At 73.3% G+C, this 22,774-nt stretch carries 15 protein-coding genes, 2 tRNA genes and 1 pseudogene; 13 read left to right on the top strand and 5 right to left on the bottom strand.

Translation table 11 applies throughout. From position 1 onward, the window contains the following. The first annotated feature begins 34 nt into the window (after positions 1 to 34). The 3 genes from BJP40_RS29970 (at position 35) to BJP40_RS29965 (ending at position 654) form a co-directional block, all read left to right on the top strand. Positions 35 to 107, top strand: a tRNA-Ala gene (locus tag BJP40_RS29970). 145 nt (positions 108 to 252) lie between these two features. Continuing rightward, a complete protein-coding gene (locus BJP40_RS34750) occupies positions 253 to 417 on the top strand; it encodes a hypothetical protein (protein WP_177204510.1) in 165 nt (54 codons plus the stop codon). Positions 418 to 420: 3 nt separating this feature from the next. Next, positions 421 to 654 (top strand): hypothetical protein, encoded by a 234-nt coding sequence (locus BJP40_RS29965; protein WP_030494108.1) that lies wholly within the window; start codon positions 421 to 423, stop codon positions 652 to 654. On the opposite strand, the gene BJP40_RS29960 is transcribed toward BJP40_RS29965, so the two are convergent. Next, the gene (locus tag BJP40_RS29960; RefSeq protein ID WP_371258716.1) at positions 633 to 2,024 is read right to left on the bottom strand and encodes a glycosyltransferase 87 family protein; all 1,392 of its coding nucleotides are present in this window, start codon (positions 2,022 to 2,024) and stop codon (positions 633 to 635) included. The genes BJP40_RS29965 and BJP40_RS29960 overlap by 22 nt on opposite strands. Positions 2,025 to 2,177: 153 nt before the next feature. Here BJP40_RS29960 and BJP40_RS29955 point away from each other — a divergent pair. Beyond that, positions 2,178 to 2,250, top strand: a tRNA-Ala gene (locus BJP40_RS29955). 56 nt (positions 2,251 to 2,306) lie between these two features. Here the strand turns inward: BJP40_RS29955 and BJP40_RS29950 are convergent. After that, the gene (locus tag BJP40_RS29950) at positions 2,307 to 3,902 is read right to left on the bottom strand and encodes an NADH-quinone oxidoreductase subunit NuoF family protein (RefSeq protein ID WP_071283830.1); all 1,596 of its coding nucleotides are present in this window, start codon (positions 3,900 to 3,902) and stop codon (positions 2,307 to 2,309) included. After that, positions 3,899 to 5,329 carry a hypothetical protein gene (locus BJP40_RS29945; protein WP_071283828.1) on the bottom strand — a complete coding sequence of 477 codons (1,431 nt, stop codon included), beginning with the start codon at positions 5,327 to 5,329 and terminating at the stop codon, positions 3,899 to 3,901. The genes BJP40_RS29950 and BJP40_RS29945 overlap by 4 nt, the downstream gene beginning before the upstream one ends. Before the next feature lie 428 nt (positions 5,330 to 5,757). On the opposite strand from BJP40_RS29945, the gene leuS reads away from it, so the two are divergent. The 5 genes from leuS to BJP40_RS29920 all read left to right on the top strand — a co-directional run bounded on the left by leuS (position 5,758) and on the right by BJP40_RS29920 (position 15,086). Next, on the top strand, positions 5,758 to 8,625 hold the full coding sequence (gene leuS / locus BJP40_RS29940) for a leucine--tRNA ligase (protein ID WP_071283825.1): 2,868 nt from the start codon (positions 5,758 to 5,760) through the stop codon (positions 8,623 to 8,625). A 147-nt stretch (positions 8,626 to 8,772) separates the two neighbouring features. Beyond that, positions 8,773 to 9,618: a hypothetical protein gene (locus tag BJP40_RS29935; protein ID WP_071283822.1), complete on the top strand. Its 846-nt coding sequence runs from the start codon at positions 8,773 to 8,775 to the stop codon at positions 9,616 to 9,618. A gap of 101 nt (positions 9,619 to 9,719) precedes the next feature. Further along, positions 9,720 to 10,565 carry a DegV family protein gene (locus tag BJP40_RS29930; RefSeq protein WP_071267436.1) on the top strand — a complete coding sequence of 282 codons (846 nt, stop codon included), beginning with the start codon at positions 9,720 to 9,722 and terminating at the stop codon, positions 10,563 to 10,565. An 887-nt stretch (positions 10,566 to 11,452) separates the two neighbouring features. Beyond that, the gene (locus tag BJP40_RS36440) at positions 11,453 to 12,139 is read left to right on the top strand and encodes a ComEA family DNA-binding protein (protein ID WP_319020108.1); all 687 of its coding nucleotides are present in this window, start codon (positions 11,453 to 11,455) and stop codon (positions 12,137 to 12,139) included. Positions 12,140 to 12,221: 82 nt separating this feature from the next. Continuing rightward, the gene (locus BJP40_RS29920; RefSeq protein ID WP_371258713.1) at positions 12,222 to 15,086 is read left to right on the top strand and encodes a ComEC/Rec2 family competence protein; all 2,865 of its coding nucleotides are present in this window, start codon (positions 12,222 to 12,224) and stop codon (positions 15,084 to 15,086) included. Here the strand turns inward: BJP40_RS29920 and BJP40_RS36015 are convergent. Further along, positions 15,061 to 15,294, bottom strand: a pseudogene (locus tag BJP40_RS36015) (pyridoxamine 5'-phosphate oxidase); the annotation flags it as partial. The gene BJP40_RS29920 and the pseudogene BJP40_RS36015 overlap by 26 nt on opposite strands. 249 nt (positions 15,295 to 15,543) lie before the next feature. Here BJP40_RS36015 and BJP40_RS29910 point away from each other — a divergent pair. Further along, complete coding sequence (locus BJP40_RS29910) at positions 15,544 to 15,771, top strand: hypothetical protein (RefSeq protein ID WP_071269125.1); 228 nt, start codon at positions 15,544 to 15,546, stop codon at positions 15,769 to 15,771. A gap of 64 nt (positions 15,772 to 15,835) precedes the next feature. Beyond that, complete coding sequence (gene holA / locus BJP40_RS29905; RefSeq protein WP_175499939.1) at positions 15,836 to 16,819, top strand: DNA polymerase III subunit delta; 984 nt, start codon at positions 15,836 to 15,838, stop codon at positions 16,817 to 16,819. Between the two features lie 952 nt (positions 16,820 to 17,771). On the opposite strand, the gene rpsT is transcribed toward holA, so the two are convergent. Next, complete coding sequence (gene rpsT / locus BJP40_RS29900; RefSeq protein ID WP_071269457.1) at positions 17,772 to 18,038, bottom strand: 30S ribosomal protein S20; 267 nt, start codon at positions 18,036 to 18,038, stop codon at positions 17,772 to 17,774. A 226-nt stretch (positions 18,039 to 18,264) separates the two neighbouring features. On the opposite strand from rpsT, the gene lepA reads away from it, so the two are divergent. Both lepA and BJP40_RS29890 read left to right on the top strand, forming a co-directional pair. Then, a complete protein-coding gene (gene lepA / locus BJP40_RS29895; protein ID WP_071283817.1) occupies positions 18,265 to 20,133 on the top strand; it encodes a translation elongation factor 4 in 1,869 nt (622 codons plus the stop codon). Positions 20,134 to 20,480: 347 nt separating this feature from the next. Beyond that, the gene (locus tag BJP40_RS29890; RefSeq protein ID WP_071283814.1) at positions 20,481 to 22,370 is read left to right on the top strand and encodes a long-chain fatty acid--CoA ligase; all 1,890 of its coding nucleotides are present in this window, start codon (positions 20,481 to 20,483) and stop codon (positions 22,368 to 22,370) included. The last annotated feature ends 404 nt before the right edge of the window (positions 22,371 to 22,774 follow it).

Here is a 22,774-nt window from a genome sequence, read left to right as displayed (position 1 = left end):
TTCTTGTTCGCAGCGCGGAGCGCGAAGAACACAAGGGGCTATAGCTCAGTTGGTAGAGCGCTTGCATGGCATGCAAGAGGTCAGGAGTTCAATTCTCCTTAGCTCCACAGTCAAGAATCCCGTCCCCGCAGGGGGCGGGATTTCTGCTGTAGGTCCCGCGGCATGGTCGACACCACTCCCGCCCCCACTGTGTCGTGGCACAATCGGACCGCCGGAGGGGCGACGGACCGGACGGGAGGGAGTGTGCGCGCCATGGCCGCCAGGAGAAGCGAGGAACCCGCTGTCCCGCTCGTGGCCCGCCGGCGGGAGACCGGGCTCGACTGCCCGGAGTGCGGATCCCCGCGCGTCGCCCGGATGCTCGGTGCCAACGGCGGCATGCCCCACGTGTGCACGTCCCGCCGCCACAGCTGGAGCTGAGTGATGGGTGCACACAGGAGGAAGTGCGACTGGTGCGGCAGCGGGACGCCGATCGTCCGTGACATGGACCCGGTCAACCCCGACTACCAGTACTGGTGCGAGGAGTGCGCCCGGGCGCTGATCATAAAAGGCGACCCCATCGAGACGTACCGGGAACTCGAAGGGGAGCCCATCTACGGGCGGCTCCTCGACGAACACTGCACCCTCAAGAGGTTCTACTCCTTCGCGACCGCCTGAGACCCGCCTTCGCCCGTCTCGGGCTGGCCTGCGACCACCCGGGGCGCGGCGCTGCCCACCTCGGACCTCCCGGCGCCGGGCCCGCTGCCGGAGACGGGAAGCCCCGCCGTGTCTGGAGGAGCCCCGGCCGTGTCCCCGGGCGTCCGCCCTCGCCGGCGGACGGCCAGCGTCGCCAACAGACCGGTGCCCAGCAGCGTGTAGAGCGCCGACAGCAGCATCTGCCCCGGTGTCTGGTGAAGTTCCAGTCGTACGGGAGCGGGGGCGTGCGGCACCCACCACAGCGCGTTCGACGCGAACACCAGCGATGCCGCCACCGCCCACACGGGACGGGCCCGGACCGCGAGCAGCACCAGCATCGGCACGCACCACACCCAGTGGTGCGACCACGAGATCGGACTGACCAGCAGCCCCGTCGTGGCACACGCCACCACCGCCACGGGACGGTCCCCCCGCAGGGCCGCCCGCACCGCCACGACCAGGCCGAGGACGGCCACCGGCACCGCCGCGACGACCCACCACACTCCTGGGTCGGTGGTGTGCAGCAGCCGTGCGACCACACCGCTCAGTGACTGGTTCGCCGTCTCCTCCGTACGGCCCACCCGACTCGTCTCGAAGATCATCTCGGTCCAGAAGCGGCGCGAGTCGTACGGCAGCACGAGATGCGAAGCCACCGTCACCACGAGGAACGTGCCCGTCGCCCGCGCCGCCTGCCGCAGCCACGGGTTCCACCACTCCGCCCGGCCCCCGCTACGCGCGCGTGCCGCCCCCGCGAGGACCAGGAACACCACGAAAAGGCCGGGTGTCAGTTTCACCGCGGTGGCGAGCCCGATGCCCACACCTGCCCACCGGCTCCCCTCCCGGCGCGTCAGGTCCCCCAGTACGGCCACCGCGATCAGCAGGTTGATCTGCCCGTACCGGAACGTCTGCCACACCGGCTCGCACCACACCACGACCGCCGCGAGCCACAGCGCGGCCCCCGGACGGGCGGTCCACGCGGTCACCCTGCCGCCCCGCCCCGGCGGCCCCCACCGGACCAGGCGCAACGACAGATGCGCCAGCGCCACCAGCAGCAGCAGATTCGCCAGCGTCGCCAGTACCTGCATCTCCGGCACCCCGACCAACGTCAGAGGCGTGAACAGCAGTGCCGCGAACGGCGGATACGTCGTCGGCAGGTTCGCCGACGTGACGCGCAGGGCATAGAGGTCGCCGCCGGACAGCACGGTCTCGCCCTCGGCCCGGTAGACCGACAGGTCGAGAAGGTTGACGTCGGCGGCGCGCTGGGCCAGCCAGAAGGCGGCGAAGGAGAGCAGGCAGGCCGCAGCGGCGGCCCACGGCACGCCCCTCGGACGGGGCTGCGCGGTCACGGTCAGGGTCACGACAGCCGACGCTACCCGCCGGGCGTCCCGCTGCCGCGCGGTGGTCGGACAATCGATTTGGAGATTCCCCGGAGGACCCCGTAATGTTCTCCGTGTCGCCGCGAGGGGGCCCGGAGTGAGGGAAACCAAGCGGGCGGCACACCGCAAGGGGCTATAGCTCAGTTGGTAGAGCGCTTGCATGGCATGCAAGAGGTCAGGAGTTCAATTCTCCTTAGCTCCACAAGCAGGAAGCGGGCCATCCGATCCGGATGGCCCGCTTCCTTGTCGTATCGCCCGTCAACCCCTGCCGGGTCCCAGGGCCTTACGGCTCGCCGCGGGCAGCGCGGGACGCTCCGCGGGCCGCGCACTGCCGCCGCCCGCCGCCTGCTCCAGCCGCAGAGCGAGAGCCGGACACCGCCGCACAGCCCGCTGCGCCCGCCCCCGCAGATGCGTCGGCACCGACGTGTCGGACAGGACCGGGAAGCCGTCGGCGCCCATGCGGATCAGCTCCGGCGCGATGTCCGCGCACAGCCCGTGGCCCTGGCACAGGGTCCAGTCCACGGCCAGCCGCTCACCCGTCGGGATGGACTCCTCGGCCTCCTCGTAGCCCGGCGCGGGCAGCGGCAACACGCCCGTCGTCGGACGCCCGCAGCCCCCGTCCAGGACATGCGCCGCCAGGTCGTCCGTGAACGCCGACAGCGACGACGAGAAGAAGCGCGCGGAGCCGTCCGGGTGCTTGCACGCCCCCCGGCCCTTCACGGCCCCCACGACCTCCCGCAGCGCCTCCAGCGCGGCCGGGCCGCCGCCGTTCAGCACGTCCGACAACCCGCCCGCCGCCGCGGGCAGCCCCAGCCGGCACGGCCCGCACTGGCCAGCCGTCTCCGCGGCCAGCCAGTTCGCGACCCGCAGCGCCTCCCCCAGGGGGCAGGTCTCCGGGCCGATCGGCAGAATCGCGCCCGCCCCCAGGGAGCCGCCCACCGCCGCCAATGAGGCCTTCGACACGACCGCCTCGTGCACGGCCGCCGCATCGATCCAGTTGCCGTGGTAGCCGCCCGTCAGCACCCCCTGCGGCAGCGGCGGGGCACCAGCCAACTGCAACACGTACCGCAACGGCACCCCCGTGGGCACCTCCACCACCATGGGGCGGGCCACCGCACCGGACAGCGTCAGCAGCACCGTGCCCGGCTCGCCGTCCACACCGGCGTTCGCGTACCGGTGAGGGCCGATCCGCGCGGCCACCGCGAGCTGCGCGAACGTCTCCGCGTTCGACAGCAGCGTCGGAGCCCCGCCCACGCCGGACTCCGAGGCCCGCTCACGCCGGCCGGGAGGGAGCGCCGGGCCCCCTCCGACGGCACGGATCACCGCCGACGCCTCACCGGAAACCATCCGCTCCGGCGTACGCACGACCCGCGCGCGCAGCGGCTGCCCCCGCCGGTCGGACAGGCCGCGCTCGGCGAGCGCGGCCCGCACGGAGATCTCCGTCGAATTGCGGGTCACCGCCACCACCAGGGTGCGCGCGCCCAGGGCCTCCGCGGCCAGCAGCGCCCCGTCCAGGATCAGGTGCGGCGCGCGGTTCAGCAGCACGGTGTCCTTGCGGCAGGCGGGTTCCCCCTCACTGCCGTTGACCACGACGACCGGCCGCACCCCGCGGCGGATCGCCGCCTCCGCCACCGCGCGCAGCTTGCGCGCGAACGGGAAGCCCGCGCCGCCCCGCCCGCGCAGGGAGATCTCCTCGGCCAGGGCCGCCAGCCGCTCCCCGGCGATCGGCTCCAGCGGGCCGTGCACCTTCAGGTGCATCGACAGGTCCAGGCGCTCCACCAGGTCGAAGCCCTGGGTGAGCTGGGGAAGGCCGACGACGCGCACTTCGGGGACGTCGGGCAGCGGGGCGTTCACGGGCGTTCTCCTGCAGGTGCGGTCCACGGCTCGCCGGCGGCCGGCTCGCTGAACTGGTACGTGCCGGAAGCCCTCATGTGCTCATCGCCGGGGAAGAACGGACCCGGCGGGTCCGCGGGAGGGGGCGGGGCGTACGCGCGCGGAGCGGGCGACGGAGCAGGCGGGGACGGAGTGGGCCAGAACCCCGGCCGCACCGTGGGCTCCTCCTCGACGACGGGCAACTCCTCCGTCATGGGAACCCGCTCGGCGAACGGAATCCTCTGCGTCACGTCCTCCACGCCAGGACGCACGCCGGACGGCCCCGATCCGCCCGCCCCGTCCTCGCCGGCTCTGTAGGGGACGGAGCCGTTCGGAGGGCCGGCCGCCGGGGTCCCGGAACCCCCACCCAGGGACACCGCCCGGTACCCGGCCGAGATGCCGCCGCCGGGACCGCGTTCCCCGCGCAGTGGCGGCTCGCCGCCGGGCCGGTACGCGTCGCCTCCCGCGCCGTAGTCCGGCGAGCCCGCCGCCGCGTACCGGCCGGCACCCGACGCGAACTGCGACGTGTCGCCCTGGAAGGCACCCGCCGCTCCCCGCCGGCCCGGCTCCGGCTCGTACGGGTGCGGGCGGGGCGCTTCCGCCTGGAAAGCGGCACCCAGTGAGGTGGCGCCCGGCAGCGGTGCCGTCGCCGGGTCGCGTCGGCCGCGACCGCGCCCCCGTGCCCGTACCGGCGCCTGAGCCCCCTCCGGGGCGGGGCCGACGAACGTGAGCACCCGGTCGGCCAGCCGCTCCTGGAGCGGCGCCGGCAGGAACCGTACGGCGACGGCGGCGGCGACGCCCAACAGCGCCAGGCAGTACAGCGCCGTCACCCAGCCGGCGGCGGGGCGGCCCGCGTACAGGCCGTGGATCAGCGCCGCGCACCACGCCGGGTACGCGAGCATGTGCAGCGGCCGCCAGCGGGCCGCGATGGCGCCCCGGCCCGCCAGGGTGCTGCGCAGGGCCCCGGTCGCCGCGACCACCACCATCAGCAGACCGGCGAGCGAGCCGAAGCCGATGAGGCCGGCCGTCCCGGTGACACCCAGGCCGAAGGGTATGAGGGCGCCGAGGAGTTCGACGTGGCCGAGCGACACCTTCACGGTGCCGTGCAGCAGCAGGAACCCGAGGGACGCCACGGCGGTGCCGCGGTGGATGCCCTGGGCCAGGAGCCGCTGCCGGGGGGTGAGGAGCAGCCGGTCGGTGGCGACGATCGCCCAGGCGACGGACGCGGTCAGCGACACGAGGGCCAGCACGCCCGTGCCGAAGTCGAGGAACTCGCGGAAGCCGTCGCTTCCGCCGAGGGCCAACAGGGGAAGGAGAACCACGGCGGCCGCGTACAACCCGCCCTGGACCGGCCTGCTCAGCCCCTCCTTCTCGGCGGGCGACGTACGGATCTTGCGATGAGGGGTCATGGGCGACTCCGAATGGTGCGGATGGGGTCCCGTTCGCGCATGCTAGGGCGACGCATACCAGTGAGTACGAGCTTTGCGCGTTTACCGTTGAGATCGGCTGACAACTGACTCGGGGGTTGCCCGGGAACGCGTCGATACGCCGAGTAAGCGGTACCGTCCGCGTAGTGCGACCGTCACGCGACTGCGCGTGTCCGACCCTCGGGGTACTCCGGTGCGGCCGGGAGGGGCCCTGCGGTACCCTGACGCCATGCGTGCCGTACGCCTTCTGCTTAGCGAGCCGCGCTGATCAGTGCCGACGGGTGAAGAAACCCGGTCGGAATCGGCGCGGCGTCCCCTCCTGTGCGAGGGGCTTTTTCATTTCGCCGTGCTGGGGAATTCCGCGCGGCAGCGGCAGCCAGGCAGAGACGATCGATGGAGCTTCAGAGGACATGACCGAGACGAATTCGGCTGCCGAGACGGCAGCCCCGCATCGTTATACGGCGGCCATGGCGGCCGACATCGAGGCACGCTGGCAGGACTTCTGGGACGCGGAGGGCACCTACGCCGCCCCCAACCCGAGCGGCGACCTGGCGGGCGACCCGGCCGCCGTGGCCAAACCCAAGAAGTTCATCATGGACATGTTCCCGTACCCGTCGGGTGCGGGCCTGCACGTCGGCCACCCGCTCGGCTACATCGCCACCGACGTGTACGCCCGCCACCAGCGCATGACCGGGCACAACGTCCTGCACACCCTGGGATTCGACGCGTTCGGCCTGCCCGCCGAGCAGTACGCCGTGCAGACCGGCACCCACCCGCGGGTCTCGACCGAGGCGAACATCGCGAACATGAAGACCCAGCTGCGCCGCCTGGGCCTGGGCCACGACAACCGGCGGTCGTTCGCCACGATCGACCCCGACTACTACAAGTGGACCCAGTGGATCTTCCTGCAGATCTTCGACTCCTGGTACGACGAAGAGGCGCAGAAGGCCCGGCCCATCGCCGACCTGGTCGCCCGGTTCGAGAGCGGTGAGCGGCCCGTACCCGGCACCACGCGCGCGTGGAGCGAGCTGACGGCCGCCGAGCGCGCCGACGTCCTGAGCGGCTTCCGCCTGGCGTACGCCTCCGACGCGCCCGTCAACTGGTGCCCCGGCCTGGGAACCGTCCTGGCCAACGAGGAGGTCACCGCCGACGGCCGCTCCGAGCGCGGCAACTACCCGGTGTTCAAGGCGAAGCTGCGCCAGTGGAACATGCGCATCACCGCCTACGCCGACCGGCTGCTGGACGACCTGGACGCACTGGACTGGCCCGAGGCCATCAAGCTGCAGCAGCGGAACTGGATCGGCCGCTCCGAGGGCGCCCGCGTCGACTTCGCCGTCGGCGACGAGGCGATCACGGTCTTCACCACCCGCCCCGACACGCTGTTCGGCGCCACCTACATGGTGCTGGCGCCCGAGCACGAACTGGTCGACACAGTCGTCCCCGACGCCTGGCCGGCGGGCACCAAGCCGCTGTGGACCGGCGGGCACGCCACCCCCGCGCTGGCCGTCGACGCCTACCGCAAGCAGGCCGCCGCCAAGTCCGACGTCGAACGGCAGGCCGACGCCAAGGAGAAGACCGGCGTCTTCACAGGTGCATACGCCACCAACCCGGTCAGCGGCGAGCAGGTGCCCGTCTTCATCGCCGACTACGTCCTCATGGGCTACGGCACCGGCGCCATCATGGCCGTCCCCGCCCACGACACCCGCGACTTCGCCTTCGCCCGCGCCTTCGAACTGCCGATGCGCTGCGTCGTCGAGCCGACCGACGGCCGTGGCACCGATCCGGCCGCCTGGGACGACGCGTTCGACTCGTACGACGCGGTGATCGTCAACTCGACCGGCGACGAGGTGTCCCTGGACGGGCTGGGCGTCGTCGAGGCCAAGGCGAAGATCGCGGACTGGCTGGAGGCCCGCGGCGCCGGCGAGGGCACCGTCAACTTCCGGCTGCGCGACTGGCTGTTCAGCCGCCAGCGCTACTGGGGCGAGCCCTTCCCGATCGTGTACGACGAGGACGGCGTCGCCCACCCGCTGCCCGAGTCGATGCTGCCCCTGGAACTGCCCGAGGTCGACGACTACGCCCCGCGCACCTTCGACCCGGACGACGCCGACACCCAGCCCGAGACCCCGCTGTCCCGCAACACGGACTGGGTCAACGTCACGCTGGACCTGGGCGACGGCCCCAAGCAGTACCGCCGCGAGACCAACACCATGCCCAACTGGGCCGGGTCCTGCTGGTACGAACTGCGCTACCTGGACCCCCACAACAGCGACAAGCTGGTCGACCCGGGCATCGAGCAGTACTGGATGGGCCCCCGGGAGGGCGTGCCGCACGGCGGCGTCGACCTGTACGTGGGCGGCGCCGAGCACGCCGTACTGCACCTGCTGTACGCCCGGTTCTGGTCCAAGGTCCTGTACGACCTGGGGCACGTCTCCTCCGTCGAGCCGTTCCACAAGCTGTTCAACCAGGGCATGATCCAGGCGTACGTGTACCGCGACGCCCGCGGCATCGCCGTGCCGGCCGCCGAGGTCGAGGAACGCGACGGCGCCTTCTGGTACCAGGGCGAGAAGGTCAGCCGCGTCCTGGGCAAGATGGGCAAGTCCCTGAAGAACGCCGTCACCCCCGACGAGATCTGCGCCGAGTACGGCGCCGACACCCTGCGCCTGTACGAGATGGCGATGGGCCCCCTGGACGTGTCCCGCCCCTGGGACACCCGCGCCGTCGTCGGCCAGTTCCGGCTGCTGCAGCGGCTGTGGCGCAACATCGTCGACGAGACGACAGGCGAGGTCACCGTCACGGACACCGAGCCGGACGAGGACACCCTGCGGGCCCTGCACAAGGCCATCGACGGGGTCACCCAGGACATGGCCGCGATGCGCTTCAACACGGCCATCGCGAAGATCACCGAGCTGAACAACCACCTGACCAAGGCGAACCGCCCCGTGGCCCGCCCGGTCGCCGACAGCCTGGTCCGGCTGGTCGCCCCGCTGGCCCCGCACATCGCCGAGGAGCTGTGGCGCAAGCTGGGCCACACGGACTCCGTGGTCCACCAGGACTTCCCGGTCGCCGACCCGGCGTACGTCGTCGACGACACCGTGACCTGCGTCGTGCAGATCAAGGGCAAGGTCAAGGCGCGCCTGGAGGTCCCGCCCACCATCAGCGACGCCGACCTGGAGGCACAGGCCCTGGCCGAACCCGCCGTCGTCGGCGCGCTGGGCGGCGCCGGCATCCGCAAGGTCATCGTCCGGGCGCCGAAGCTGGTCAACATCGTCCCCGCCTAGAAACCCGGGACGCCCCCGCCGGCCTGCACCGAACCCGGCGGGGGCGTCCCGGGTTTCTCCCCTACGGGCAGGTTGGGGGTTCCGATGGAACCGCCAACCTGCCCGTTCCGTTTACGGTGGAGAGAACAACGACACCGAGGGGACTCCATGGAAGCCGCGATCACGATCCTGGCGCTGCTCATCGTCGCTCTTGTCGCCCTCGGTGTGTACGCCACGGTGAAGGTGGTCCGCGCGACCAAACGGGGAGTCGACCGCACCATCGACCATGCCCGGCGCGCCGTCGAGGACACCGCCCTGCGGGCGAAGAGCTTCGGCCAGACCGGCGTCGCGGGGGAACTCGCGCAGCTGCGGCTGTCGCTGCGCACGTCGATGCGGGCCACCCAGGACGCACTGCAGGCCGGAGCGGCGGAGGACGCGTCGCTGAAGGAGTCGCTGGATGTGTTCCGCCGGCTCAGTGTCCACGGCCGCGAGCTGGACGACGAGCTGCGGCGCATGGAGCAGGAGCCGGACCGCGCCCGGGTCGCCGCATGCCTGGAGGAGCTGAAGGAGCGCACCCGCAAGGTCACCGAGTCGGCGGACGCGCTGCGCTGGGCGGCCCGCGATCGCGCGAGGCGGTTCGCGCAGGACGACCTCGACGCGCTGAGCCAGCAGATCGACATGGAAGCCGGCGCCCTGCGCCACTGGGCGGAATCCGCGCCTCCACCGGCCGCACCCGGCGCGTCGACGGGCCCCGCCCGGGGCCCGGCCGGCCGTGACCTGCCCGATGCGTCCTGGCCTCAGGCGTCGGCGGACACGGCGTCCGACCAGGTCTGGCCGACTGAAGCGGAGCACGACCGGACGGTCGTGGACACGCCGCCGGGCGCCGACGAGCAGCCCGCCGCGGGCGGACAGCGCGAACCCGGGGGCGACAGGCCGGCGATCAGTGCCCGCGACCCCCGCCTCGACCTGGGCTACCCCTGGGAGAAGTCGCCGCGTCGCGAGACGTCCACCTGACCGTCCGAGGGGCTTCGGACGCGCCCTGGTGACGTGCACGGCCCGGGGGCGGCACCAGCCCGGGCTGCCCTCGGGCGCCGCCTGCCGGTAACCTCCCGCTCATGTCCCGCCATGTCGCGATCGTCACCGATTCCACGGCCTACCTGCCGCCGCAGGCGATGGAGCGGCACGGTATCACCGCGGTTCCGCTGACCGTCGTCCTCGGTGACCGCGCGCTCGAAGAGGGCACCGAGATCTCCGCCCGGTCCCTCGCCGAGGCCCTGCGCAAGCGACGCCCCGTCACCACCTCGCGCCCGAGCCCCGAGACATTCGCCTCCCACTACCGGGCCGTCGCCGACTCGGGGGCCACCGCAATCGTCTCGCTCCACCTCTCCGCCGAACTGTCCGGCACCTACGAGGCCGCGCTGCTGGCCGCCCGGCAGGCACCCGTGCCGGTACGGGTCGTGGACACCGGGATGGTCGCGATGGCCCTGGGGTTCTGCGCCCTGGCCGCCGCCGAAGCGGTGCAGGCCGGCGCCACACCGGACGAGGCCGTCGCCGCGGCGGAGAAGAGAGCCGCAGGCACGTCCGCGTACTTCTACGTCGACACCCTGGACTACCTGCGCAGGGGCGGCCGCATCGGAGCCGCCCGCGCCCTGGTCGGCTCCGCCCTGGCGGTGAAACCACTGCTGGAGCTCGCCGGCGGCCGCATCGAACCCAAGGAGAAGGTGCGCACCGCCTCGAAGGCCATCGCACGGCTTGAGGAGATCGCCGTGGAACGCGCGGGTGCCGCACCGGTCGACATCGCGGTGCACCACCTCGCGGCAGGCGAGCGGGCCGACGCACTCGCCGAGCGGCTGCGCGAACGCGTGCCGGGGCTGACGGACCTGCACGTCAGCGAGGTCGGAGCCGTCATCGGCGCGCACACGGGGCCAGGCCTGCTCGGCGTCGTCGTGTCGCAGCACTGACGGGGCCGACGCATCCGCGGGCCGACTGCGGGAGCGGCCGGGGAGGAGGACGGTCTCCCACGCTGAGTCCGGCTGCTTCCCGGGTGGCGGACGCTGCTGCCACCCGCGGCAGTCGGTCGCTTCCCCGTGCGGCGGGCAGCTGCTTCCCCTCTTCCGCCGGCCGGCCGTTTCCCCCCAGTGAGTGACCCGGTTATCCACAACGGGCGGGTTTTCCACGGAATCACGGGCAGCTCAGCGCGTTCGGGCGGACACGCCTACCGTGCTGTCCCATGACGACTCCATCACACTCCGTAACTGACGCGGGGGCTGTGGCGCCTCACACCTCCGCCCGGCCCCGTTTCCCCCGGGCTACCAGCGGCCCCGGCCGGGCACGGGGGAGCGACGGCCGCGCACGAGGCCGCCATCGTGCCCCGGCAGGCGGGAGGCGTGCCCTCGGGGAACGCACGACGGTCCGGGGCCCAGGTGTGGACTCTCCTGCGGCCACGGCTGCGCTCCGATCACGCGCCGACGCCCTCCTGGCCGGCACCGACCCGCCGTGCTCCGCCTCTGCCTGCCCGCCGGCGGGCGTCTCCGCGGGGCCGCCGCACGATGCGCTCGATGGTTCACTGCCCGCAGTCCCCGGTCCACCACCCGGAGGCTCCGCCGAGCTGCCGCCGGGTGTCCGCACCGGGCGGCCGTCTGCCGCCCCCGCCGAGGCGCCCTTCGCCGTTGCCCCCACCCAGCCGCCCCCGCCCCCGGATGGTCACCGGGCGCGACCGGCCCGTGACCGAGGCGCCCCGCTTCCGTCAGACGCCGCCGATGGGCCGGCCCCGTCTCTGGGGCGGCGGGAACGGTGGCGGCTCGCCGTGCGGGAACGGCTGCCGCTGTGGGTGAGGAGCCGGTGCGGAATGGAACGCAGGACGCTGGCCGCGCTCGCGGTCGTCCTCCTGTTGGGCGTCGCGCTCGCGGGGCGGTACTTCCTGGCCGGGCGCCCGGAGGTCGTGCGCGCACCCGCCGTCGTGGGGCAGGCGCGGCCCGCCACCGCCGAGCCGTCCGCGGCAGCCGCCCCAGTGCCGGTCGGCGGCGTCGACTCCCGCGCGGCGGCAGGGCGGTCGGGCTCCGAGGGCTCGGGCCCGCAGCCACACGGGTCCCCGGCGCCGGTGGTGGTCATCGACGTGAGCGGCAAGGTGCTGCGGCCCGGCGTGCTGCAGCTGCCCCTGGGATCGCGGGTGGTCGACGCACTGCGCGCGGCGGGCGGTGTCCGGCCGGGTGCGGACGTGACGGCCCTCAACCGGGCGCGGCTCCTGGTGGACGGCGAGCACGTGGTGGTGGGCGTCCCCGGCGCCGTCCCCGCCCCCGGAGCAGCCGCCGTCTCCGTTCCCGCGGCAGGCCCCGCCGCGGCGGGGCCGATCAGCCTGAGCACCGCGACCGCGGAGCAGCTCGACACCCTCCCCGGAGTCGGCCCGGTCCTGGCGCGGCAGATCATCGACCACCGCACCCGCAACGGCGGCTTCAGGTCGGTCGACGAGCTACGAGACGTGCGCGGCATCGGTGCGCGCCGCTTCGCCGATCTGCAGCCCCTGGTACGACCGTGACCGGGCCGGGCAGGGAACCCACGGCGGCGGCCGCGGGACGTACGCCCCCCGGGCGCCCCGCCCGGCCCGGGACGGACCCGCCGTGGTGCGCGCCGGCGAAGCCGACCGTTCGTGCGCCACGGCGGGGACGGGGCCGAGGGAGGGACCAGGGGGAGACGACGCGGTCGCGGGCGGACCGCCGCCCGACGCCGGGCCCACCGGGAACGGCCACCCCAGCAGGGACCCGGGTCACCCGCAGGAGGAAACCGTCGACCTGCGCCTCGTCGGGCCGGCCCTCGCCGCCTGGGGCGCGGCCGCATGGGCCGTCACCGCTTCCGGCGGCGCCACCGCCGTGGCCGTCGTCCTCTGCGGCGCTGTGGCGACGGCCCTGCTCGTCCGCGGGCGGGGAAGGGGCACCGGGCCGTGGCGGACCACCGCCGTGGCCACAGCCGGAGTGCTGCTCGGTGCGGCGGCGGGGGCAGCCTCGGCCGGACTGCACGGCGCCGACACGAAACGGGGCCCCGTGCCGGAGCTGGCGGCCCAGGACGCGCGGGTCACCGTGGACGTGACCGTCTCCTCGGACCCACGGCCGAGCGCTCCCGCGGTCCGCGGTCGCCACGCCGCCCCGGCGTCCGTCATCGTGCACGCCGAAGTGACCCGGCTGACCGCCCCGGACGGAACGGTGACCCGGGTCAGGACCCCCGTCCTGCTGATCACCCGGCTCGGGGACGGCGGACGCCACGGGAAGGAGTGGCTCCGGCTGCTCCCGTCGACACGGCTGGTGCAGCACGGTCGACTGGCGCCGCCCAGAAGCACGGGCGAGCCCTTCGCCGCCGTGCTCTACGCCGACGCAGGTCCCCCGCGGATCACCGGCAGGCCGAACACCCTGCAGCGCTGGGCGGGGAGCCTGCGGGCAGGACTGCGCGCCGCGACCGACGGGCTCCCACCCGACGCCCGCGCCCTGCTGCCGGGCCTGGTCGTCGGCGACACCTCCCGCATTCCCGACGACCTGCGGGCCGCGTTCGAAGCGACGGACCTGACGCACCTCCTGGCCGTGTCGGGCTCCAATCTGTCCATCGTGCTGCTGCTGCTCATCGGCCCCGCCGGCAGGGCGGCGAGAGCCGAGCGGGGCGGGCTGGCACCCCGGATCGGACTGTCGCTTCGCGTGACCGCAGTGGCGGGTGGAGTGCTCACCCTCGCGTTCGTGGTGGTGTGCCGCCCCGAACCGAGCGTCCTGCGGGCCGCCGCCTGCGGACTGGTCACGCTGCTCGCCATCGGCACGGGCCGTCGCAGGTCCCTGCTGCCCGCGCTGGCGGCAGCCGTCCTGCTGCTCGTGCTGTACGAGCCGTGGCTCGCCCGGAGTTACGGGTTCCTGCTCTCGGTGCTGGCGACGGGAGCCCTCCTCACCATCGCCCCGCGCTGGAGCGCCCGGCTCCAGGCCCGCCGGGTGCCACCGCGGATCGCGGAGGCGCTCGCCGCGGCGGCCGCCGCGCAGGCGGTGTGCGCGCCGGTGGTGGCCGTCTTCGCGGCCCGGGTGAGCCTTGTGGCCGTCCCGTGCAACCTGGTGGCCGAGTTCGCGGTGGCTCCCGCCACGGTGCTCGGGTTCGCCACGCTGGCCGTGGCAGCCGCGTCCTTGCCGGCGGCCCGGCTCCTGGCCGAGTGCGCCGCGTGGCCCGCCGGCTGGGTGGCGTCCGTGGCACGCGCCGGGGCGGCACTGCCCGGCGCTGAGGCGGACTGGCCGGGCGGCTGGCAGGGTGGCCTGCTGCTGGCCGGTGTGACCGTGCTGGTCCTGCTGCTGGCACGACGGGCGGCGCACCGCCCGTGGGCACTCCTCGGCTGTGCGGCCCTCCTGGTGGCGGTCGTCCTCCGGCCGACTCCCCTGACCAGGCTCGTCACCGGGTGGCCGCCACCAGGGTGGGTGCTCGTGGCGTGCGACGTGGGCCAAGGGGACGCCGTGGCACTCGCCGCGGGCGACGGCGCCGCCGTCGTCGTGGACGCCGGCCCCGATCCGGACGCCGCCGACCGGTGCCTGCGCGACCTGGGGGTCAGCCGGGTGCCGCTCGTGCTCCTCACCCACTTCCACGCCGACCACGTGGCAGGGCTTCCCGGTGTGCTGCGTGGCCGGGACGTCGGTGCCGTCCAGACCACCGGGCTGCTGGAGCCGTACGCCCAGGCGGAGTTCGTCCACCGGACGGCTGCCGCGGCCCGCGTACCCGTGGTACGGGCCGTTGCCGGGGAGCGCCGCAGGGCGGGCCCGCTCGACTGGCGGGTGCTGTGGCCGCCCGGCGGCCCGGGCGCAGGAGGAGCCGTGCCCGAGGAACCGAACGACGCCAGCGTGGCCCTCCACGTACGGGCTGCGGGCGGGGTGAGCCTGCTGCTCCTCGGCGACCTCGAACCCCCGGCGCAGCGCGGGCTGCTGAGGGCCCACCCCGCGCTGCCCCGCGTGGACGTCCTCAAAGTCGCCCACCACGGTTCCGCCCACCAGGAACCCGCGCTGCTGCGGCAGGTCGGGCCCCGCCTCGCCCTGGTGTCGGCGGGGCGCGGCAATCCGTACGGCCACCCGTCGCCGCGCACCCTCGCCGATCTACGGGACGCCGGTGCGGCGGTGCTGCGTACGGACCGGGACGGCGCGGTCGCCGTGACCGGTGCGGGGCCCGACCTCCGCGCGGTGACCCGCGGCCGCAGGCGCCCGACGGACGGCACGGCGGTCACGCCAGCCAGACGCCGTCGCGCATCAGCAGTCGGCCAGCCAACTCGTTCTCCTCGCGCCAGGCCTTCACCGTCCGCAGCGCCACCCGCAGATAGATCCACGGTTCCCGCTCGCGGGGGTCCCAGCCGAGCTTGGCCGCGAACGCGTCCGCCGCCGAGCTGTCCAGGTCACGGCCTTCGACGGCGTGCGCGTCCCCGTCGAGCAGCACGACGTCCCGGGTGTGACCGAGACTCAGCCGGACCCGGCCGCGCGGGGTGAGGTTGCGGGCGGTCGGCGTGGTGCGCCGGGTGCTCATCAGCAGCGTGCCGTCGTGCCACAGGAACGACAGCGGGATGAGGAGGGGTTCGCCGGCCGCCGAGGAGGTCGCCACCCACAGGTCGTCGTCGTGTTCCAGTCGATGAAGAACATCCCGCCTGCGCTGCTCACGGCTGCGGGCGGTGGGGAAGGACGGTGCGTCACTGGTCATGATCACGACGCTAGCGAGTGGTGCCCCGCAGCGCCTCGGGCCGCGGACGGAGGTCTTCGGTACCAGGTCCCGCCGTACCGGCGTGCTGCATCAGGCCGCGGTGCCGGCCGTGGCGCCGGGGCGGGCGGGAGTCGGTACCGGTGGTGCACTGCTGCGGCCCCACCTGGACATCCGGTCGATACGAGAGGGTCTCACAATGGTGGCGTGAACGATGAGTACGACGACAGGGACGCCGCGGAGCTGCGGCACGTGCTGGTCCTGCCGGACCGCGACGCGGCCGAGGAGGTGGCCGAGGCACTCGTCGAGCGTTACGCGCTCAATGAGGAACCACAGCTGGTGAGGGACGCCCTGGCGGGGGAGGACGACGCCGAGGACGCCCAGTGGCTGGTCGTCGTCGAGGACCCGGACGGCCGGCTCGTCCCCGGTGAGCTGCACGACTTCGTCGCCGAGTGGGATGGCTGGCGCGAGGCGGAGTAGCGGACGGGGGTGCCCGCCGGCGGGCGGCGGCCGGGTGTCGGTGGGGCGTGCGATGCTGGTGCCGATGGCCAGCAAGAAGACGACAGACGATCCCCTCGCCCCCGTCACGCTCGCGGTGGGCCAGGAGGACCTGCTCCTGGACCGCGCCGTTCAGCAGGTGGTGGCGGCGGCCCGCGCCGCGGACGCCGACACCGACGTGCGGGACCTCACCGCCGACCAGCTGCAGCCGGGCACGCTCGCGGAGCTGACGAGCCCGTCACTGTTCGCCGAGCGCAAGGTGCTGGTCGTGCGCAACGCCCAGGACCTGTCGGCGGACACGGTCAAGGACGTGAAGGCGTATCTCGCGGCGCCGCTGGAGGAGATCACGCTGGTGCTGCTGCATCCCGGCGGCGCCAAGGGCAAGGGGCTGCTGGACGCGGCCCGCAAGGCTGGGGCCCGTGAGGTCGCGTGCCCGAAGACCACCAAGCCGGGGGAGCGACTGACGTTCGTGCGGCAGGAGTTCCGGACGCTCGGCAGGTCGGCCACCCCCGAGGCGTGCCAGGCACTGGTGGACTCGGTCGGCAGCGACCTGAGGGAACTCGCCTCCGCCGTGGCCCAGCTCACCGCGGATGTGGACGGCACCATTGACGAGGCCGTCGTCGGGCGGTACTACACGGGTCGCGCCGAGGCGTCCAGCTTCAACGTCGCGGACCGCGCGGTCGAAGGCCGCGCCGCGGAGGCGCTGGAGGCACTGCGGTGGTCGCTCGCGACCGGGGTGGCACCCGTGATGATTACCAGCGCGCTCGCCCAGGGCGTGCGGGCCATCGGAAAGCTGTCGTCGGCCCGAGGCGGCCGCCCCGCCGATCTGGCTCGCGAACTGGGGATGCCCCCCTGGAAGATCGACCGTGTACGGCAGCAGATGCGCGGCTGGACACCCGACGGTGTCGCCGCGGCGCTGCTGGCCGTCGCGGAGGCGGACGCGGGCGTCAAGGGAGGCGGCGACGATCCCGAGTACGCGTTGGAGAAGGCCGTCGTCGCGATCGCCCGCGCGGCACGCTCCCGCCGCTGACCCCCCGCGCCGGGCGTCCCCGGCGCGCCCACCGGCAGCTCGGCTCTGCGTGCCGGGTGGTTCCTGGGTGGCAGCATCGGCTCTGCGTGCCGGGTGGTTCCTGGGTGGCAGCATCGGCTCTGCGTGCCGGGTGGGCCCCGGGTGGCACCGTCGCCTCTGCGTGCCGGGTGGTCCCTCAACGGCACCGGCAGCCCCGCGCCGGGTGGTGCCTGGGCCGCCCTGCCGGCGCCGTGCCCCGGTGCCCTCGCGGTGGTCCCGCCCCCAGGCCGCCCGCGGTGCAGCCCGCCCGTTGACCCGTTCCGCCGCGCTCCGCCCCGCAGTCCCGGCCGCCAGCCGGTGCACCGAAGAGCCTCGTCCCAGCCCCCGCCCCGCCCGCCCACCGGCCCAGGGGCGAAGCGTCCCACCGTCCTGCCTCACGTCGCCCCGGCCGCCGTGAGCGGCCGGCCCCGCCCCTCACCATCTGCCCGGCCCGTCGACGCTCCGGTCGGCGGTGTGCGGGCGTGACCGCCTCACCCTCAGCCGCCGGGCACGGTCCTGCACACGTGAGCGGCCGCACCGGAGAGGCCGGCCCACCGGCCGTGCGGGCCTTCGAGAGCGGGCGTGACCGCTTCACCCTCAGCCGCCGGGCACGGTCCTGCACGCGTGAGCGGCCGCACCGGAGAAGCCCGCCCGCCGGCCGTGCGGGCCTTCCGAGAGCGGGTTTCCGGCATGCCGAAGGCCCCGCCGGCCGTCCTGGGGAAGGAGCGGCCGACGGGGCCTTCGGTTCACGATGCTGAGCCCGTACCCGCGTGGCGAACGCAGGCCGCGTACGGGCTCGGGGTGCCGGTCGGGAGCGTGGTTGAGAGGGCCCGCTGGACCCCGTCCGGCGATCAAGTCGTCCGGTCGGTCACCCCGGGGCGTCGGCCCGTGGGGTGGGCGCCGGTTCCGGGGTAGCCCCCGGAGGGTTCAGTGCTCAGCCCTGCAGGGAGGCAACCTGGGAAGCGATCGCCGACTTCTTGTTGGCGGCCTGGTTCTTGTGGATGACACCCTTGGAGACGGCCTTGTCGAGCTTGCGGGCGGCCTCGCGAGCGGCCACGGTGGCCTTCTCGACGTCGCCGGAAGCAGCAGCCTCACGGGCCTTGCGGAGCGCGGTCTTGAGCGACGACTTGACGGCCTTGTTACGCAGGCGCGCCTTCTCGTTCGTCTTGATCCGCTTCATCTGGGACTTGATGTTCGCCACGAAAGAGCCTTTTCAGGTTCGTAAGGATTCTTCGATCACGTCCCGTGCTGAGAGGGGGCACGAGACACAGCTACCTAAGCTACCAGCAGCCCTCATGGCGGCCCAAACCGTGTGCCGGTCCCCGGCCGTGGGACCATGGAAGCCATCATCGACCCGACGTAGACCCGAGTAGACCGAGCAGAGACCCCGGCGAGCCTGCCAGGCGTCTCGAGAATCAGGACCCTGCGTGCCCGCGACCCCCAGCCACGTGCCCGAGCCGAGCCGTACCGACCCGGCGCTGATCCGCAACTTCTGCATCATCGCGCACATCGACCACGGCAAGTCGACTCTCGCCGACCGGATGCTCCAGCTCACCGGTGTGGTCGAGCAGCGGCAGATGCGCGCCCAGTACCTCGATCGCATGGACATCGAGCGCGAGCGCGGCATCACGATCAAGTCCCAGGCCGTCCGTCTTCCCTGGGCGCCCACCGAGGGCGAGCACCAGGGGAAGACCCACATCCTCAACATGATCGACACCCCGGGCCACGTGGACTTCACGTACGAGGTGTCGCGTTCGCTCGCCGCGTGCGAGGGGACGATCCTGCTGGTCGACGCCGCGCAGGGCATCGAGGCGCAGACCCTCGCCAACCTGTACCTGGCGATGGAGAACGACCTCACGATCATCCCGGTCCTCAACAAGATCGACCTTCCGGCCGCGCAGCCGGAGAAGTTCGCCGAGGAGCTCGCGAACCTCGTGGGCTGCGACCCGGAGGACGTGCTGCGCGTCTCCGCCAAGACCGGCCTCAACGTCGACGCGGTGCTCAACAAGGTCGTCCGGGAGGTCCCCGCCCCGGTCGGCGTCGCCGACGCGCCCGCCCGCGCGATGATCTTCGACTCGGTGTACGACTCCTACCGCGGCGTCGTGACGTACGTCCGGGTCGTCGACGGCAAGCTCAACAAGCGCGAGCGCATCAGGATGATGTCGACCGGCGCCACCCACGAGCTGCTGGAGATCGGCACGAACTCCCCGGAGATGCTCGCCGCCGACGGCCTCGGCGTCGGCGAGGTGGGCTACCTCATCACCGGTGTGAAGGACGTCCGCCAGTCCAAGGTCGGTGACACCATCACCAGCCAGTCGAAGGGCGCCACCGAGGCGCTCGGCGGCTACAAGGACCCCAAGCCGATGGTGTTCTCCGGCCTTTACCCGCTCGACGGCTCCGACTACCCGGAGCTGCGCGACGCGCTGGACAAGTTGCAGCTCAACGACGCGGCGCTGGTCTACGAGCCGGAGACGTCCGCGGCGCTCGGCTTCGGCTTCCGCGTGGGCTTCCTCGGCCTGCTGCACCTCGACGTGATCCGGGAACGCCTGGAGCGGGAGTTCGGCCTCGACCTGATCGCCACCGCCCCGAACGTGGTGTACCGGGTCGTCATGGAGGACGGCACCGAGCACGTCGTCACCAACCCGAGCGAGTTCCCCGAGGGCAAGATCAGCGAGGTGTACGAGCCGGTCGTGCGCGCCACGATCCTCGCGCCCTCCGAGTTCATCGGTTCGATCATGGAGCTCTGCCAGACCCGCCGGGGCACCCTCCTCGGCATGGACTACCTCTCCGAGGACCGGGTCGAGATCCGCTACACACTGCCCCTCGCGGAGATCGTCTTCGACTTCTTCGACCAGCTGAAGTCCAAGACGCGCGGCTACGCCTCGCTGGACTACGAGCCCACCGGCGAGCAGAACAGCTCCCTCGTCAAGGTCGACATCCTGCTGCACGGCGACAAGGTGGACGCGTTCTCCGCGATCACCCACAAGGACCAGGCGTACGCGTACGGCGTGCGGCTCGTCGCCAAGCTCAAGGAGCTCATCCCGCGGCAGGCGTTCGAGGTGCCGGTGCAGGCGGCCATCGGTTCGCGGGTCATCGCCCGCGAGACCATCCGTGCCATCCGCAAGGACGTCCTCGCCAAGTGCTACGGCGGTGACATCTCCCGTAAGCGCAAGCTGCTGGAGAAGCAGAAGGAAGGCAAGAAGCGGATGAAGATGGTCGGCTCCGTGGAGGTCCCGCAGGAGGCCTTCATCGCGGTGCTGTCCAGCGACGAGTCCGCAGGCAAGAGCAAGAAGTAGCGGCCCGGCGCGCCCGGCACCGGCCGCCGCGGCCCCAGGGGCCGCGGCGGACCGGAACCGGGCCGTACTGGCCGGTAGAGAAGCGGAGGCGCTCGTTCGGATGGCGGACGGGCGCTTCCGTCTTCTCGCCGCCGCGCCACACTCGTTATGAACCGGGTATGAACCAGGCGTCCACAGACCCTTACGTGGCGGGGCGGAGCGCTCTAACCTGATCCCGCTCGCGGTTACTCGCGAGTTAAACAGCCGGTCGAACAGTACGCCGACAGCACGACAGCGCGTGGTGCGGAGCCAGAGCCGCCGCCCCCGCCCCAGTCAGCGGTCCTGCCCCAGGCCCACCGGAGGACGCCGTGAGCGACACCCAGACCCAGATCGAGAACCGGCCGCCCTCCGTGGCGACCCTCTTCCTTGAGCGCGTGGCGCGGACCCCGGACGCGGAAGCCTTCCGCTACCCGGTACCGGCCGCGTCCGGCCAGGGCCCCGACGCCTGGAAGTCGCTGAGCTGGGGCCAGGCCGCCGACCGCGTCTACGCCCTCGCCGCCGGCCTCGTGGACCTCGGCGTGCAGCCCGAGGAGCGCGTGGCCCTCGCCTCCGGCACCCGCGTGGAGTGGATCCTCAGCGACCTCGCCATCATGTGCGCGGGCGCCGCCACGACCACCGTGTACCCGCAGACGAACGCCGACGAGTCGGCGTTCATCCTCTCCGACTCCGAGAGCCGCGTCCTCATCGCCGAGGACGCCGCCCAGCTCGCCAAGGCCCGCGAGCGCCGCGCCGACCTGCCGGACCTCCGCCACGTCGTGGTGATCGACGCGGCCGACGCCGCACCCGCAGAGGGGGACCCGGAGGACTGGGTCGTCGGCCTCGACGAGCTGGAGCGCCGAGGCAAGGCGTACCTGGAGAAGCACCCCGAGGCGGTGAAGGAGCGCGTCGCCGCGATCAGCTCCGACCAGCTCGCCACCCTCATCTACACCTCCGGCACCACCGGCCGCCCCAAGGGCGTGCGCCTCCCGCACGACAACTGGTCGTACATGGCCAAGGCCATCGCCGCGACCGGGCTCGTCCGCGAGGACGACGTGCAGTACCTGTGGCTGCCCCTCGCCCACGTCTTCGGGAAGGTGCTGCTCTCCGGCCAGATCGAGGTCGGCCACGTCACGGCCGTCGACGGCCGCATCGACAAGATCATCGAGAACCTGCCGGTGGTTCAGCCGACCTACATGGCGGCCGTCCCGCGCATCTTCGAGAAGGTGTACAACGGCGTCGCCGCCAAGGCCCGCGCCGGCGGTCCCGCCAAGTACAAGATCTTCCAGTGGGCCGCGGGCGTCGCCCGCGAGTACGCCAAGGCCACCCAGGACAGCTACCGCCGCACCGGCAAGGCGACGGCCCCCTTCGCCCTCACCGCCAAGCACAAGGTCGCCGACGCCCTCGTCTACTCCAAGCTGCGCGAGGCCTTCGGCGGGCGGCTGCGCGCCGCCATCTCCGGCTCCGTCGCGCTGGCGCCGGAGATCGGGTACTTCTTCTCCGGAGCCGGCATCCACATCCTGGAGGGCTACGGCCTCACCGAGTCCAGTGCCGCCAGCTTCGTCAACCCGGGCGAGGCGTACCGCACCGGCACCGTCGGCAAGCCGCTGCCGGGGTGCGAGGTCCGCATCGCCGACGACGGCGAGGTCCTGCTGCGCGGCCCCGGCATCATGCAGGGCTACCACAAGCTGCCGGAGAAGACGGCGGAGGTGCTGGAGCCGGACGGCTGGTTCCACACGGGTGACATCGGCGAGCTGTCCGCCGACGGCTACCTCAGGATCACCGACCGCAAGAAGGACCTGTTCAAGACCTCCGGCGGCAAGTACGTCGCGCCGACCGAGATCGAGGGCTCGTTCAAGGCGGTCTGCCCCTTCGTCTCCAACATCGTCGTCCTCGGCGCCGACCGGAACTACTGCACCGCCCTCATCGCGCTCGACGAGGCCGCGCTGACGGGCTGGGCAACCGAGCACGGGCTCGGCGGCAGGCCCTACGCCGAGCTCGTCGCGACCCAGCAGGTGAAGGACATGGTGCAGGGGTACGTGGACCGGCTCAACGGCAACCTGCAGCGCTGGCAGACGATCAAGAAGTTCCGGCTCCTTCCGCGCGACCTCGACGTCGAGCACGGCGAGCTCACCCCGAGCCTGAAGCTGAAGCGGCCGGTCGTGGAGCGGGAGTACAAGGCCCTGATCGAGGAGATGTACGAGGGCGCCCGCGAGGCCTGAGCCGCGGTGGGGCACGGGGCGGCGCCGGGTGCCCGGGTGCACCGGCCCCGGAGCGGCTCGCCCGCCATGCGGGCCCCCGCCTCCCCCTCCCCGTGAGAGCCTGCGGCCGCCGCCTGGGCACCGGCTTCGCTTCCGTGCGCGCCCTGCCTCCTTGGTGGCCTTCGCGTCGTGCCCGCCCCTGCCCCGCGGCGTCCCTCGCCCCCGCGCCGCCCCCGCGCCGGCCTTCGCGTCGGCCGCGTGGGGGCCGGCGTCGGCGTCCGGCCCGCGGCCGCCTACGCCTGACCCACCCCAGACCCGGGCGCCGTGCCTGCGCGCCCGGGCGGCCCCGGGGCGGTAGGCCGCCCGGCCCCGCTGCCGGAGACAGCACGGTCCGCCGCCCGCGGCCCTCGGGGCCGCCCCGGGGC

This window comes from Streptomyces sp. CC53 (genome assembly GCF_001865245.1).
Classification (GTDB): Bacteria; Actinomycetota; Actinomycetes; order Streptomycetales; family Streptomycetaceae; genus Streptomyces.
The sequence above is the reverse complement of the archived record's forward strand: the minus strand, read 5'-3'. Positions and strand labels throughout refer to the sequence as shown.